At 70.8% G+C, this 15,526-nt stretch carries 12 protein-coding genes; 6 read left to right on the forward strand and 6 right to left on the reverse strand.

What is annotated here, in order from left to right:
* Positions 1–11 precede the first annotated feature (11 nt).
* Positions 12–3,353, reverse strand: coding sequence for an IniB N-terminal domain-containing protein (locus HGB39_RS30945; RefSeq protein WP_064080341.1), 3,342 nt, complete (start codon positions 3,351–3,353; stop codon positions 12–14).
* Between the two features lie 357 nt (positions 3,354–3,710).
* On the opposite strand from HGB39_RS30945, the gene HGB39_RS30950 reads away from it, so the two are divergent.
* The 5 genes from HGB39_RS30950 (at position 3,711) to HGB39_RS30970 (ending at position 11,783) form a co-directional block, all read left to right on the forward strand.
* Entirely contained in the window at positions 3,711–5,534 is a 1,824-nt protein-coding gene (locus HGB39_RS30950) for an Hsp70 family protein (RefSeq protein ID WP_133986320.1), read from the forward strand.
* 7 nt (positions 5,535–5,541) lie between these two features.
* Entirely contained in the window at positions 5,542–7,485 is a 1,944-nt protein-coding gene (locus HGB39_RS30955; RefSeq protein WP_005571037.1) for a LuxR C-terminal-related transcriptional regulator, read from the forward strand.
* 152 nt (positions 7,486–7,637) lie between these two features.
* Positions 7,638–8,801, forward strand: a complete 1,164-nt coding sequence (locus HGB39_RS30960; RefSeq protein WP_005571032.1) for a hypothetical protein — start codon at positions 7,638–7,640, stop codon at positions 8,799–8,801.
* Between the two features lie 112 nt (positions 8,802–8,913).
* Positions 8,914–10,233 (forward strand): S1 family peptidase, encoded by a 1,320-nt coding sequence (locus tag HGB39_RS30965; RefSeq protein ID WP_005238294.1) that lies wholly within the window; start codon positions 8,914–8,916, stop codon positions 10,231–10,233.
* A 239-nt stretch (positions 10,234–10,472) separates the two neighbouring features.
* Complete coding sequence (locus tag HGB39_RS30970) at positions 10,473–11,783, forward strand: S1 family peptidase (RefSeq protein WP_005571025.1); 1,311 nt, start codon at positions 10,473–10,475, stop codon at positions 11,781–11,783.
* 67 nt (positions 11,784–11,850) lie between these two features.
* Here the strand turns inward: HGB39_RS30970 and HGB39_RS40360 are convergent, their stop codons facing one another.
* Positions 11,851–11,982, reverse strand: a complete 132-nt coding sequence (locus tag HGB39_RS40360; RefSeq protein ID WP_257237406.1) for a hypothetical protein — start codon at positions 11,980–11,982, stop codon at positions 11,851–11,853.
* Between the two features lie 37 nt (positions 11,983–12,019).
* Here HGB39_RS40360 and HGB39_RS30980 point away from each other — a divergent pair, with 37 nt between their 5' ends.
* Positions 12,020–12,385, forward strand: a complete 366-nt coding sequence (locus HGB39_RS30980) for a TetR/AcrR family transcriptional regulator (RefSeq protein WP_005574932.1) — start codon at positions 12,020–12,022, stop codon at positions 12,383–12,385.
* Here the strand turns inward: HGB39_RS30980 and HGB39_RS30985 are convergent, their stop codons facing one another.
* From HGB39_RS30985 to HGB39_RS31000, 4 genes are all read right to left on the reverse strand, one after another.
* Complete coding sequence (locus HGB39_RS30985; protein ID WP_005574933.1) at positions 12,386–13,087, reverse strand: DUF8020 domain-containing protein; 702 nt, start codon at positions 13,085–13,087, stop codon at positions 12,386–12,388.
* Complete coding sequence (locus HGB39_RS30990) at positions 13,084–13,824, reverse strand: DUF8020 domain-containing protein (protein WP_005574935.1); 741 nt, start codon at positions 13,822–13,824, stop codon at positions 13,084–13,086. Before HGB39_RS30990 ends, HGB39_RS30985 begins: the two co-directional genes overlap by 4 nt.
* Positions 13,825–13,997: 173 nt before the next feature.
* Entirely contained in the window at positions 13,998–14,684 is a 687-nt protein-coding gene (locus tag HGB39_RS30995; protein WP_043794134.1) for a DUF8020 domain-containing protein, read from the reverse strand.
* 294 nt (positions 14,685–14,978) lie between these two features.
* Entirely contained in the window at positions 14,979–15,425 is a 447-nt protein-coding gene (locus HGB39_RS31000; RefSeq protein ID WP_043794138.1) for a hypothetical protein, read from the reverse strand.
* Positions 15,426–15,526: the final 101 nt, after the last annotated feature.

The raw sequence follows: 15,526 nt of genomic DNA on the forward strand, positions 1-15,526 counted from the left end.
CCGCCGTCTCATCACGGCTCGAGGTGATCGACCACGTCCGTGACGTCGTGCGTCGTGGCCACCGAGGAGTCGGTGTCACCGAACAGCGAGCCGTCGGTGTCCGCGTGCAGGCCCGAGTCGGCGCCGAACGCGTTGTCCGCGTCGATCGACGACCAGGTGTCGGCGCCGGTGTCGACGGCACCGCCCAGGGTGGACCCCAGTCCGCCTGCGATCGACCCGGTGGTGTCGGCCACGACCCCGCCGACCGCACCGAGGTCGGCCGCACCGTCCGTGGTCGCGTCCGCGTCGGCGGAACCGCCGGCCGACGCTCCACCGTCGACCGAACCACCGGCGGACGCTCCGCCGTCGACGGCACCGCCCACTGCGGCTCCACCGTCGACCGCTCCGCCGACCGCACCGTCGAGTGCGCCTCCGACCGAGGTGCCGAGCGATCCGAGGCCACCCACGCCACCGGACAATCCGGCGCCGAGGTCGGTGACCGCGTCGGTGGTGGCGTCCAGGCCACCGGTCAGACCGGCAGTGGCGTCGACCGCGCTGTCCAGGCCGCCTTCGACTCCACCGGCCACGTCGCCGCCGATTCCGGCCGCGGCATCCACGGTGCCGCCGAGACTTCCGCCGACATTCGCAGCCGTGTCCAGAGCGCCACCGACCGTGCCACCCAGATTGGCCGCCGTGTCCAGCGCGCCACCGAGATTCGCGTCCACGTTCGCACCGGCGTCGGCGACCGCGCCGACCGAGGCGCCGGCCTCACCCACCGCGTCGACGGCACCGCCGACGCTGCCGGTCAGTGCCGAGCCGAGGCCCGCACCGGTTTCGAAGATTCCACCCAGACCACCGGTGAGGCCGCTGGTCAGACCGGCGCCCAGGCCACCGGCCGTGTCCAGTCCGCCGACCAGGTTGGTTCCGAGGCTGCCGCCCAGGTCCGCTCCGGCGTCGGCAACCGCACCGACACCCGCCGCGACACCGGCACCGATGCCTGCCGCGGCGTCCGCGCCGCCTGCGACGCCGCCGCCGACCGCGCCGCCCACGTTGCCCGTGACGTCACTGCCCACGTCGAGCAGTCCGCCGAGCGCGCCGTCGATGCCGCCCGTCAGGCCACCCGCGAGATCGGTGCCCGCGTCGAGCGCACCGTCCAGGGCGCCGCCCACGCCTGCTGCGGCGCCGAGTCCGAGGTCGGCGTCCAGAGCGGAGTCCAGATCGAGTCCGCCACCGGCCTCCAGAGCCGTCTCCAGTGCGGAACCGAGGGTCGCGCTGAGATCGCCGTCGGTTCCGAGGACGCCGCCGAGCGCGGTGCCCAGCGTGCTGCCGATGCTGCCCTCCGCGCCGAGAACGCTGTCGAGGTCGAGGGCGCCGCCGGTCTCCAGCGCACCGCCGAGCACTCCGCCGAGCGCCGCGCCGAGGTCGGCGCCCGCGCCGCCACCGACACCGAACGCACCGCCGAGCAGGCCGCCCAGGTCGGTAACGCCGCCGAGGTCGACTCCGCCGTCCGCGCCGAGCACCGCGTCGAGGGCCGCACCCAGACCGGCGGTGGCGTCACCGTCGACTCCGAGCACCCCGCCGAGCGCGCCACTGATGGTGGTGCCCAGGTCGGCGCCCGTGTCGAGGACACCGCCCAGCCCGAGGCCGCTCTCCAGGGCGCCGCCCAGGACCGTGCCCAGATTCGCGCCTGCCTCGCCACCCAGCCCGAGGGCTCCGCTCAGCGCCGTCGTCAGCTCCGACGTCAGTTCTCCGCCGAGACCGAGGTCGGCGCCCAGTCCGCCGTCCAACAGACCGCCCAGGTCGATGTCCGTCACGCCGCCTGCGCCGAGCACGGCGTCGAGGGTGCTGCCCAGTTCCGCGGCCAGGCCGCCGTCCAGGCCGAGGGCTCCGCCGAGGACCGTGCCGAGTGCGGCGTCCAATCCCAGTCCGCTGTCGAGTGCGCCGGACAGGGCTCCGCCGAGGCCACCCTCCAGATCGAGGGCGCCGCCGAGCAGACCACCCAGGGCTCCACCGAGATCGCCGCTGACGTCACCGCCCGCGCCGAGGACGCCACCGAGGATGCCGCTCAGCGCGCCACCGAGGTCGCCGTCGGCACCGAGAACGGCGCCGAGGTCGAGGCCGCCACCGGCACCGAGAACGGCGTCCAGTGCGGTACCCAGACCGGCCGTGAGGTCGCCGCCGACTCCGAGTTCACCGCCGAGCAGTCCGCTCAGCGCACCGCCGAGGCTGCCGCCCGCACCGAGGATCGCGTCGAGGTCCAGTCCGCCGCCCAGGTCCGCGATCGAACCGAGGGTCGCGCCGAGTGCGCCACCGAGGTCTGCGCTGAGGTCGCCGCCCGCACCGAGGACGCCACCGAGTGCGCCACCGAGAACCGCGCCGAGGTCGGTGCCGAGGACTCCGCCGAGCGAGCCGGCGACGTCACCGAGCAGTTCACCGCCGAGCAGCCCTTCGAGGGTGGCGCCCAGTCCGCCGCCGGCGCCGATCGCCGCGTCGAGGGCACCGCCCAGCGCGCCACCGAGACCGGCGTCGACCCCGAGCACGCCGCCGAGGGTCGTTCCGAGCACCCCACCGAGGTCGAGGCCGCCACCGAGTCCGGCGAGGATGTCACCGTCCAGGCTGCCACCGAGGTCGACGACGCTTCCGAGAGCGGCACCGAGAGCCGCACCCAGCTCGGCGCCCAGGTCGCCGCCGATCGACAGTGCGGGGGCGAGGATCCCGGTGAGACCACCGGCCACGTCGACCACCGGCAGGGCCGTGATCGCCGCGGTGAGGGTGGTGGCGAGCTGCGCGGTCAGGTCGGCGCCCAGTCCGAGGGCACCTCCGAGGGCTCCGCTGATCGCGGCGCCGATGTCGAGGGCGCCGCCGAGATCGAGGCCGCCGGTGAGGGAGAGTGCTGCGTCGAGGGCCGCACCCAGCGCGGCGCCGAGCTCCGCACCGATCTCGCCGCCGATCTCCAGGGCCGCACCGAGCGCTGCGCTCAGGCCGGCGGCCAGTTCCGCGGCGAAGTCGAAGTCGCCGCCCAGTCCGGCACCGAGACCGAGGCCTGCGCCGGCACCGATACCGACCGCACCGCCGAGTCCGCCGCCGAGACCGAGGCCACCGCCCAGGCCGCCACCGACACCTGCGCCGATACCGCCCGCGACGTCACCGGCGACGTCGGCACCGGCGTTGACGATCGCGGCCAGGTCGGCCCCGCCGCCTGCGAACAGTCCCGACTCCGCGACCAGGGGAGCGACGGACACGATGTCCGCGTGGCTCACACCCTGCAGGCCGGCGGCGCACAGCGCCTCGGTCGGGTTGGCGCAGTAGGCCGCCGCAGCCTGCTCGTCGCGAAGAAGTCCGAGGATGAAGTCGAGGACGGCGTTGGTAGCCATGGCAGCTCTCCTGTAGTCGAGGTTCGGGGAGTTCGGGTGGCCACCACAACTGCTGTGACGGCGAGTGAAATACACGTTATGGATCGGCGGCCCCCTTCCCAACGGGGCGGCGCCCCCTATTCGGGGACCCCGGCATCGGGGATCTCCCATCGGGGGTCGGGTCCTCCCCGTTAGGGGATAGGGGGCCATTAGGGGATCGGCCCCGTGACTGCCGTCGACCAGCGGCGTCGCGTAACGAAACGGCCGCCACCGGCGACAATTCGAGTGACCACGACGGCATCGGCCGTTACATACGACGGCGGCACCGTCCGCCTGACGCAGGCGGCGTGACGCCCGCCCGGACCACAGGAGTGGAACATGGCTGCAGCGCTCGGCATCGGTGTCGGATCGGTCAATACGGTGGCCGCCGTCGACACGGACGGGGCGAGCGTGACGGATGCCGCCGACCTCACCGTCCTGTCCCGCGCAAGTGTTCTCCACCTCTCCCCCGACCGCGCACCCGTCCTCGGCGACGACACGAGCGAACCGGACGCGGTGACGGTCTCCGACTTCGCGAACCGGGTGGGCGACCCGGTCGGGATCCTCACTGACGACGGCTCGACCTACTCCGGTGAAGACCTCGTGGCCACCGCCGTGAGCTGCATCGTGCACGAGGCCGCGTCGGGTCGGCACGGCCTCCCGACCACCGTCGTCGCCCACCCGACCGTCTGGCCGCCGTACACCGTCGGTGTCCTCGCCGACGCGCTCGAGCAGGCCGGCGTCACGGGTGCCACCCTGGTCTCGGAGGCGCAGGCGGTGATGACGTGGCTCGAACGGACCCGCGGCACCCTCGGCGACGCGTTGACCGTCATCTACGACCTCGGCGGCACCTCGCTCGACATCACCCTCTTCCGTTCGGACGCACACGGCACGGAGACCGGCGTCCTCGGCAAGCCGGTGCGGTCCGAGGACTTCGGTGGCGCCCACTTCGACCACGCCACCATGCAGTACGTCCTCGGCAACGTCGCCGAGGAGTTCGGCGACATCGACCCGTTCGCCCCCGACACGGTCGCCGCCCTGACCCGGCTGCGGACCCGCTGCACTACGGCGAAGGAGGCCCTGTCGTCCGACACCGAGGCCACGATCGGCATCGAGCTGCCCGGCATCTCCACCGACGTGCGGCTCGTGCGCTCGGAACTCGAAGACCTGATCCGCGAGTCCCTGCAGGAATCGGTGACGCTGGTGCGCGAGAGCATCCACGCCGCCGGCCTCGAATCCAGCGACGTCACCCAGGTGGTGCTCACCGGCGGCAGCGCCGCGATCCCGCTGGTCGCCGAACTCCTGTCGGCGGAACTGCGTGTTCCCGTCGTCGCGGCCGAACGTCCGGGCCATACCGCGGCCCTGGGCGCCGCCCTGCTCGCCGCCGACGACGATGCGGGACGCGCCGCCGCCCCGACCGTCGCGCGGATGCCGGTCGTCGTGCCCACCGCGGCACCCGCAGCGCCCGTCGCCGCCCCGACCGTCGAGCCGGACGCCGAGACCGTCGTCCTCGCCGCCCGCACCCCCGCACCGACCCTCGCCGAGCCCGCCGCCACCGGCATGTCGCGGAAGAAGAAGGCCGGGATCATCACCGCCTCCGCCGCGGCCATCGCCCTGCTCGCCGCGGGTGGGCTGTCGCTCGGCACGGCCCTCGACATCGCCCCGTCGTCGTCCGGCTCGGGTTCCACCACCTCGCAGTCGTCGAGCACGTCGGCGGGCGCGGCGTCCACGTCCGGTGTTCCTGCCGAGGCCGCCGCGACGGGCGCCACCACTCCCGGCACCGAGGCGGCGGGCATCGCCGCCGCGACCGGTGTCCCCGGCACCGCTGCCGGCGTCGCCACCCCGGTCGCCGCACCCGGCACCGTCCCACCCGGCACCGTCGCACCGGCCGCGGCCGCACCGGTTGCCGCAGCTCCCGGTACCGCACCGGCTCCCGCGGCCGAAGTACCCGCACCCGCACCGGCCCCTGCTCCCGCACCCGCCCCGGCCCCCGCTCCGGCCCCGAGCGTTCCCCAGACCGACGGCGGCGCCGCGATCGCCAACACCATCGTCGGCGGAGCCGGCGCGGTGGGTGACACCGTCAACGGAGTAGGCGACACGGTCGGCGGCGTCGTCGGCGGAGTCACCGGCCTGGTGCCCGGCGTCCTCGGTAACGGCGGATAGGGCGCCGGTGTCCACGCTGCCCTCACCGCTTCCTCCCACGGAACTCGCGGAGCTCGACGGCCCCCAACTGTCCGCTCTCGCACTGGTTCTGCTCGGCAGCGACCTCGACGAGATCGTGGTCGCCCGAGTACTCGACATCGAACCCGCTAGTGCCCGTGCCGCCGTGGACGCGCTCCGCGCGGACGGCTGGGTCGACGAACGGGACACGCTGGTTCACGCGGACCGCACGCATCTCACGAAGACGCTCGGCGAGAACCGGCTGAACACGCTCGCTCGCCGCCTGCTCACCCATCACGTCGACAGCGGAACGCTCACGCTGCCCGTCGCCCGCGCGGTCGCCGCGACCGGCATACCGAGTGACGAACTGAGCCGATTCCTCTGCGCCCAGGCCGGACTCGCCGAGCCGGCCACCGCCGTCGCGCTGTATGCCGAAGCCGGCCGGGCCGGCAGGCTCGGCGACACCGCAATCGTCGCATACGCCGAGGCCTGCGCCCTGAACGGCGACCTCGACACCGCGGTCGGGCTGGCCGATTCGGTCCTCGAACGGTCCGGCACCGTCGACGATGCGGAACTCGCTGCGGCGGTCAGGATTTCGGCCGCCGGCGCCGCGTTCTGCGGCATGATCGATCGCAGCGCCGAACTGTACGCCTGGCTCGGCGCGGACCGGGCCGGCGCCGACGCCTCCCTCGCCGCCTCCGTCCTGGTGGTCGCGGGGCGACTCGACGACGCCGAAGCCGTCCTCGCGACGAGCGCGGGCGCACCCCCCACTGCCGCCACCGCCGGCGCCGCACTCGTCGCGACCGGACTCGTCCAGTCGGTGACCGCGTCCGCAAACGCGGCACTGAACTCACTGACGCGTGCGCTGTCGCTGCCCGGTCGCGCGTCCCGGCCACGGGTGCTGCCCGACTCGCCCGCCGCGATCACCGCCCTCGCCGCGCTCCACTGCGGCGAACTCGCCCACGCGGACGCCGTCCTCGCCCGGGCACGGGAAGCCGAACAGCCCGGCAGTGTCACCGCGAACCGGCATCAGCTGCTTACCGCCTGGACGTCCATGGTCCGCGGCGACCTCGCCGCGGCGCAGTCCCGGCTCGACGGTCTCGACGCCGCGTCGATGCGGCAGCGCGATCTGCTGTTCGTCCACGGTCTGCGGGTCGGGCTGGCCCGGCGCACCGGCGACAACGCGGCACTGCTCCAGGCCTGGGCGGGCGCGCAGGGCGTGCTCGCCGAGTACTCGGTGGACCTGCTGAGTCTGCTGCCGCTCGGCGAACTGTGGCTGACGTCGATCCGGGTCGGCGAACCCGCCCGGATCACCCACCTCGTCGAGGACGCGCAGTCGTTGCTGCGGACGCTCGGCGAGCCGGCGATGTGGGGATCGGCGCTGCACTGGTACGGCGTGCAGGCCTCGATCCTCGCCGAATGCCCCACAGACCTGATGCCCCACGCCCGCGCGCTCGGCGAGGCCGCCCAGGTCAGCACGTACGCGTCCGGGCTCGCCACCGCCGGTCGCGCCTGGCTGCGTGTGCTGCAGGGCGACATCGACGCCGCATCCGTCGAAGACGCGGCCCGCACCCTCGACCGGATCGGCCTGCCGTGGGACGGTGCACGCCTCGCGGGTGAAGCCGCGCTGCGCGCGTCCGACACGCGGGTCGCGACCACGCTCCTGCAGGTCGCGAGGGCCCTGCGACAGCCGACGTCCGCGGGCAACGACACCGACTCCGCGGTCGTGTCGAGTCCGAGCACGCCGGGATCGCTCACCGACCGCGAGGCCGAGGTGGCCGAATTGCTCGTCCAGGGGCTGACGTACCGGGAGATCGGGTCACGCCTCTACATCTCCGCCAAGACGATCGAGCACCATGTGGCCCGGATCCGGCGGCGGCTGGGCGCCGGGTCGCGGTCGGAGCTGCTGTCGATGCTGCGTGCGATGGGCCACGGGTATTCCGCCGACTCCTGACCCGTGAGTACTTATCAACCGCGGGTGGTTGACAAGTACTCACGGCGCCGAAGGCGCAGCAGCGCCCCGTGTAACCATTCGACTGCGACAGGCGACACACTGTGCATGGTGCGATGACGCACTCCCTCGAACCGTGCCAGTAAGGATCTTTCATGACCACCGGAGTCGGACTCACCGTCGGCGATTCGGTTTCCACAGCGGTGGTGACCGCTTCCGGAACCGATGTGAGGACGATCGAACACCCGTCCGTCCTGTTCACGGCCCCGGACGGCACGGTTCAGCTCGGCGACCCCGGCACGGAATCGACCGGCGCCGTCCGCGACTTCCTCGCCCGCGTCGGTGAGCCCGCGGGCATCGAGTACGCGGGTTCGTTGACCCGCGCCGAGGACCTCGTCGCGACGGCGATGTTCTGCCTGTTCCGGGAGGCCGCAGACGGACTGTCGGGGACGGTGAAGGTCACCGCGACCCATCCGTCGGACTGGGCACCGGAGATCGTCACGAAGCTGCGCGAATCCCTCGACTACATGGGTCTGGGCGAGGCGACTCTCATCCCGGAGTCGGTGGCGCTCGCCGCTTCACCGGAATCCCCGGCCCACGGCGCGGCACTGCTGGCGGCCGGGCTGGCACTGACCGACGAGGACACGAGCGCCGACACCGAGTCGATTCCGGTCGTCGAGGCCCCGATGCACACCGCGTACTCCGCCGTGACGGCGGTGCCCGCGGCCGCTGCCGCCGACGCGTATCCGCCCGCCGAGACCGAGGCGTCCGCTCCCGCGAGTACACCGACGCCACCCGCCAAGCGCACGAACCGTCGGCCGCTGATCATCGCCGGTGTCGCCGCGGCCGCACTGGTGGCGGCCGGTGGGGCGCTCGCGTTCGCGCTCACCGGCAACGGCAGCACCGCGGTCCCGACGATCCAGGACGCCCAGACCGCGTCGGTGACGACGTCCAGCGCACGACCCACGCAGGCTCCACCCGCGGTCTTCCCGACGGCGAGCACGCAGGAGGTGGCCGTGACGACGGAGGTTGAAGCCCCGGTCCCGGTCGCTCCCCCGCCTGCACCGGTGGAGACGACACCCGTGTTCGTGCCGCCGCCTCCGCCCTCGACGACGCCGGTCATCACCCTCCCCTCGATCACCACGGTCCCGCAGACCACTACGACCACGACCGCCGCGACGACCACGACGACGCCGCCGGAGACGACCACCACCACAACAACGACAACAACCACGACGACGACGATGAAGGAACCCGCGGCCGCGATCACCACCACGACAACGCCCGCGAAGCCCGCTGCGAAAAGTCCAGGTCAGTGAGGCTTCGGTCACACCTCCCCGACGGGCCGACCCGTCCGTAGCTTAAGGTGGGGCGCTGATACCCACCCCAGAAGGAATCCTCAGTGAACGGATTCCGTGCAGAAGGGATTTCATGCGTAACGTGCTGGCGCACCGCGCCGCTGTTGTAGGCGCCTCGGCAATGCTTCTTCTCTTTCCGTTTTCCACTGCCGCCCAGGCCGACCCTGTTACGCAGCCCGACACCACTCAGCTGAGCGCCGACAAGTTGCCGGCCGAACTCGTCGAGGCCATCACCCGCGACCTGAAGATCAGCCCGCAGGAGTACCTCGACCGCGCCGCGAAGGCACAGGAGCTGGGCAGTTACGCCGAGGACTTCCGGGAGCAGCATCCCGACGACTTCGCCGGGGCCTGGATCGGCCTCGACGGTCAGCCCGTCGTCGCGGTCACCACGGACGAGGCCGCCGACGCCGCAGCCAAGGCCGGGTACGACACCCGCATTGCGCCCGTGTCCGCGAACGGCCTGGAGAAGACCCTCTCCGACGTGAACGGCTGGATCGCGGGACTGCCGAAGGACGTGGCTTCCCAGGTCAACTCCGCGTCGATCGACGTCCTCGAGAACCGCGTCGTCATCGACGTCGTCAACAGCCCCATCGGCCAGGCGTTGAACCTGCCGACGCTGCTCGCCAACGTCAAGGTCATGCTGAGCCCTGGCGGCGGCGGTCCGGTGGAGCGGGGCCCCCTCGCCGGTGACACCTACATCACCACCGCGGGTGAGCTGCCGAAGACGCCGATCTCGGAGATCTCCGTCTGCTCGCTGGGCTTCAACGCCGTGGACGACAGCGGCCAGGCCGTGAACATCAGCGCCGGACACTGCAACCCCGCCGAGGGTCAGCCGTCGCCGGTGTTCCTCCCCAACCACCAGAACGTCGACGACAGCCAGCAGATCGGCGCGTTCTCGAAGTCGTCGGTGGGCAACCCGGCCGACAAGCTGGACTACTCGGTGATCAAGCTCAACGAGGCGGGCGTCAAGGCCGGTCTGGACCGTCCCGCGGTTCGCGGCGCGAACGGCACCACGCTGGAGATCACCGGCACCGCCCGGCCCGTCGTCGGCGCCCCGATCTGCAAGTCGGGTCAGACGTCGTCGTTCACGTGTGGCGTGGTGGCAGCCGATCACGTCGAGACGCAGCTGTTCGTCGCCGACGGTTCGAGCCGCGTGGTCAACGGTTTCGCCGGCACGGCCTGCACTCTCGCGGGTGACAGCGGCGGCGCCATCGTCACCGGAACCCTCGCGCTGGGTATCACCAGTGGTTCCAACGCCAGTGGCGCCCCCAACTGCACGGAGGCGAACCTGGTGCTGGCACCGGAGGGTGGCACCGCCAGCCTGGGCATCCCGGTCGCGGACATCGTGGACACGATCGGATCCGGGATGCGCGTGCGCACCATCTCCGACTAGTTCTCCCTTGCTCCACCCGGTGCCCGGTGTCCGTTGCTCTCGGACACCGGGCACAGGTGCATTCAGGGGTGGTGTCCGCTTTGTCCTGCTGCGCCGTCCACCGAGAGTGTTACAGGTGGGAATAGACGGGGCGAACCCATATAGTCGACTCCGACTGTGTACGGCCTTACCTGTCGGGGGGTCGTATTCGTATGCGCCCGCGAGGCAACTGCGAACAAACAAACATCAGAAAGGCCCCCATGCGAAGCTCCATCGCACGTCGTGCCGCCGTGTTCGGCTCCGCCGCGCTGCTGCTCCTAGGTCCGGTCGCCGCCTCCGCTCAGGCCGATCCGGTCGAGCCCGGAGTGTCCGACCAGGCCGCCAAGCTTCCCGCGGAACTGATCGACGCTATCCAGCGTGATCTGTCGCTGAGCCCGGACCAGTACCTGGAGCACTCCGAACTGGGCCAGAAGCTGGCCGAGTTCGCGAAGATCGCCCGCACCCAGTTCCCGGATGCGTTCGCCGGAACGTGGCTCGACAATGCCGGCACCCCCATCGTCGGGCTCGCCGACGGTGCGGACAAGGACGCCGCCGTCGCCGCGGCCGAGAAGGCCGGCTTCCAGGTCAAGGATGTGGCCCAGAGCGAGAGCAGCCTGCAGGCTCAGGTGAAGTCGCTCGACGGGTGGCTGGACACCCAGCCGCCTGCCGTCGCGGATCTCGTTCGCGGCGTGGCCATCGACATCGTGAACAACGATCTCGTGCTCCGTGCGGACAACGTGGGCGGGTTGCAGCTTCCGGACTTCCTGAAGGGCGCACGCGTCGTGCAGTCGCCTGCCACGGCCGCTCCGCTGCCGTCCACCGACCTCACCCCCATCGCCGAACCGCTCCCCGCCGACGCCCTGCTGGGCGGCGACGCGTACGGCTCGCTCGGCGGCGGAGTCGGACTGCGCTGCTCGCTCGGTTTCAACGGCACCGACAGCTCGGGCGGTCCGGTGAACATTACGGCAGGACACTGCGACCCCAACCGGGACGCTGCCGGCACCTCGGAGGCGTCGGAGGCGTTCTCCCTGGTCCCGGGTGGCACCGGTCCGCGAATCGGCACCTTCGCCAAGACCAGCCTGGACATCCACGACTACTCGATCATCCGGGCCGACGACAGCGCCGCACACCGGTTCGAGAACAACGGCGTCCGGGTTCCCGGCGCAGCGCCGGTCGCCATCACGGGTACGGCCGACCCGATTGTCGGCGCCCCGGTGTGCAAGTCGGGTCTGACCACCGGTTTCACCTGCGGTGTCGTCACGTCTGTCGCGCAGACCGTCTCGGTCGGTGAACGCACGCTGGCCGACAGCTTCTCGACGAGCATGTGCGCCCTGCAGGGCGACAGCGGCGGCACGATCGTGACCGGCACGCTGGCACTCGGAATTTCGAGCGCCTCCAACGTCGGGCAGTACCCGATCTGCCAGGTCGCGGACGTCGTCACGTTCGTCCTCGGCGAGAGCCCCGAGTTGTTCGCCACCCCGATCAACGAGGTGCTGGCCGAGAACCCGGGTCTGCGCGTGCGCACCTCGTAACGCACTCCACCTGCGACAGCGGCCCGCTTCCCATTCGGGAGGCGGGCCGCTGTCGTCGGACGCGCACTCAGGCCGCGTTGGGCCGGACCGCCCGGGCATCCCGCAGGGTGGTGCCCCACCATTCGATCTGGTCGAGCATGTTCTTGACCGCACTCGAGCTGACTGCCGGGTCCAGCGGCTCCCCGTGCTCGTCGAACACCGCCCACGCACCGTGAAAGCTGACACTGTCGCGGACCGTGACCGCGTGGAGTTCCGCGAACACCAACCGCAGCTGTTCCACCGCACGGACCGAGGCCGACGTCTCCACGCGCACGATCTACAACCACTTCGAGGGCAAGGAACAATTATTCTTCGCCGTGATCGAGGACAGCGCGACGCGGGTGGCCGACAGTCAGACGGACATGATCGACCGGCACCTCGGCGAGGTGAACGACCTCGAGTCGGACCTCGTCGCACTCGGCCGTGAGTGGGTCACGATCCCGACCCAGGTCTTCGCGGACCACTTCGCCACGGCGCCGTCCCCCTCGGCGAACGAGGTGTCGGCCATCGTCACCGACGGGGTCGCGGCCTTCCTCGACGGCTACCGTGGGCGCGGGAACTGATCAGGCGGTGGGCTCGGGCGCGGGCGGGACGAACGGCGTGTTGATGGTGACGAGGTACTGGATTCCGAGGATCACCAGTGCGGCGCCGCCCACGAAGATGGTTCCGGCCAGCCCGCCGGCGGCGAAACCCGCCAGCAGCCCGCCGAGGCACCCGACCGGCGTGCCGATCACGGTCACGGCGAACAGGCCGCACCCGACCGCGAGACCCACGGCGCCGAATATCACACCGAAGATCAGGCCGCCGATCAGCGTCGCGTAACCGAGGTAGCTGTTGAAGTCGGCGAGCGCCGAGTCGTCACGCTCTTCCTGAGTGTCGAATCCGTCCTGCGCAACCGATTTCACGGACGACGCGACGTCGGCGGGAACCTGCGGGGTGAGCGTCACCCTCCGCCCGTCGAGGTCGGCGTCGATCGGATAGACGGCGTCGCCGACCCGAATCGTGAGCGGCAGTGCAGCCACCAGCTTGCCACTGTCGTCCACCACCTCGATCGCTTCCCGTGTGTCGGCGATCCGGAAGGCGCCCGCGTCGATCGACGTGACGACGGACTCCCCCTCGGCGTGCGCCTCGTAGCCGATGTCCGACGAATCCTGCTGCGTCAGTGGAGCTGTGTGTGCGGTCCCGGCGGAGATCCCGAGGGCCGCGACGACGAGGAACACTGCTCCGGTGACGGCCCGCAGGTTCCGTGCGAACCGGCCGCTCATGCCGTGGGTTCCGGTGCGACGAACGGACTGTTGATGGTGTTGAAATACTGAATGCCCAGAACCACCAGGGCGCCACCGCCGACGACGATGGTGCCGGCGAGCGCGACGACGGGTGCGACGATCAGCGCACCCCCGATGCACCCAGCCACGGGCCCGGCGAGGCCGAGGAAGGGAATCACCAGCGCAGCCGTGCCGGGGATGACGCCGATCGCGCATCCGATCGCCCCGCCGATGATGGCGGCGACGATCGCGGTGATCGCGCTCGTGATCCCGAGTTGCTGCTGGAAGTCGTCGAGTGCGCGGTCGTCGCGTTCCTGTTTGTCCTGCGGTGCGGCGACGTCGTCGAGGGTGAGGCGTTCCGACACGGGGACGGGGGTCGCTGCCGACGGATCCATGTTCGGGACGAGTCGCAGGACGCGAGCGGACTCGTCGACCGCCACGGCGAAGGGATGCTGCAGGTCGTCGACCCGGAAGAGAGTGGGAATGGAGGCGACGACGCGTCCGCCGTCGTCGACCACGTCGACGGTGTCGTTCGCGGCGTTGATCGAGAAGGCGCCGGCGTCGAGGGTGGCCACAGCGGCGTCACCGTCGCGAGCGGTCTGGTAGTTGATGTTCGGGATGCCCTGTTCCGCACCCGGCTGGGGTGCGGCGGCCGGATCGGCGTATGACGTGGCCGCTCCGACGCCCATCGCCGCGACGACGAGCATGGAGGTGGCAGTAATCCGTCGGAGGTTCATCGAGATCCGTTTCGAGAGCAGCGCTGTGACGGACGAAGGTTAGCCTAAGCATGGGCCGGTCAGGCAGGTCAGCTCTGCGGGTGTGACGAGGTTCACGGTCGCGAGGTCACACAACGACGAACCGCCCGCCTCCGAAGGGAGACGGGCGGCGTCTGAGGTACTGCGGGGTGCGGCTACTTCACCCACTTCGTGGTGCCGGGCGGTGCGTTCAGCGTGTTGATCAGGTCGATACCGGCGATGGCCAGCGTGGGGCCGCCCACCACGATCGTGCCGAGAAGGGCACCGATTCCCGCGCCCGTCACACCGAACGGCAGGCATCCGAAGACCGCGACCGGCGTCCCGACCACGCAGCCGACGGCGAATCCCAGGATTCCGCCCACGATGGTGCCGCCGAGACTGCCGACCGTCATCGCGATGCCGAGCTGCTGCTGGAATGCCGACTGGGCCCGGGTGTTCTCGTCGATCGACGCCACGTCGTGCAGCGCGATGGGCGTGATCCGATCCTCGGGCGAAATCGGCATCGCCTCGGCCTTGTCGACGCTCGGCGTCAGGCGCAGGGTCTTTCCGTCTTCGGTGATCTCTTCCTCGAACGGGAACTGCAATCCGTCGAACCGGTACGCGAGCGGGAGGGAAACGACAGTTGCCCCACCCGCATCCTTGATCGCGACGGACTTCCCGTCCGATGCAAGCGCGAAGGCGCCGGCGTCGATCGTGGTCACGACCGTGCGGTCTTCGATGTGGGACTCGTATCCGATTTCGGTGCCGGGCTCGGCGACGGGTTCCGCGACCGCCACCCCGGACCCAGTCGCGAGCACACCCACCAAAAGTGCCGAAGTCGTAACGAAACGACGCAACTTCATTCCATCCCCTTAAGGTTTCAACCCCATCCGTTGCTAAACAGTAACTTGTGGGTCTGACAGATCCCAATTGAGTCTCGACTCGAGGAAATGGCGCTCCGGAAATAGTCTGCGCAGGGCTATGAAAAACTGCGCTCAGAACTGCAGCGGGATCGAATTTCAAGAATTGCACCAGTCAGGGATGTAGTTATTCCTACACAAAGCGGGGAACCGGTCGGTTTCTTCCCGGCGGCCCCCACGCACGACTCGGCCCCGCCGTGCGGGACACGACGGGGCCGGGCGCCGAGGCGTGGCGCTCTACTCGTCTCTGTCCGCATAGATCGACGTCCCCGGAGCGGCGTTGTACGTCTCCCACAGCTGGTACGCACTAACGCCGAGGGTGGGGCCACCGGCGACGATGGTTCCGACGACCCCGCCGATACCGGCCCCAGTCACCAGTCCGGCGACGCAGCCAGCGGGAAGTGTTGCGATACAGCCGATTCCGGCCCCGGCAATCGTTCCGACCAGGCTTCCGACCGTGACGGCAATGCCGACCTGCGCACCGAACTGGCCGAACGCCCTGTCATTCTCCTCGCGGGACGCGACGTCGTGGAACGGCAGCGAAGGAACCGCGGGCGCCGCCGTTGCCGGGACGGGCGCCGCAGGAGCGGGTGCTGCCACTGGCCCCGCATGCGACACTCCGGCAGCAAGACCCATGGCGGCCACCGCCATGCCTGCCGTCACTGCAGCTTTTCTCACGATCATTGATGCCTCATTTCAGGAGCGTCCCGACGAAGTACTGGTGTGATCGAAGTGCACTGCACGGCCCCCCGTGCGGCCGCTGGCCAGGGCCGGAAAACACGCTC

The sequence above is a fragment of the Rhodococcus opacus genome, from assembly GCF_012396235.1.
GTDB classification, from domain to species: Bacteria; Actinomycetota; Actinomycetes; order Mycobacteriales; family Mycobacteriaceae; genus Rhodococcus_F; species Rhodococcus_F opacus.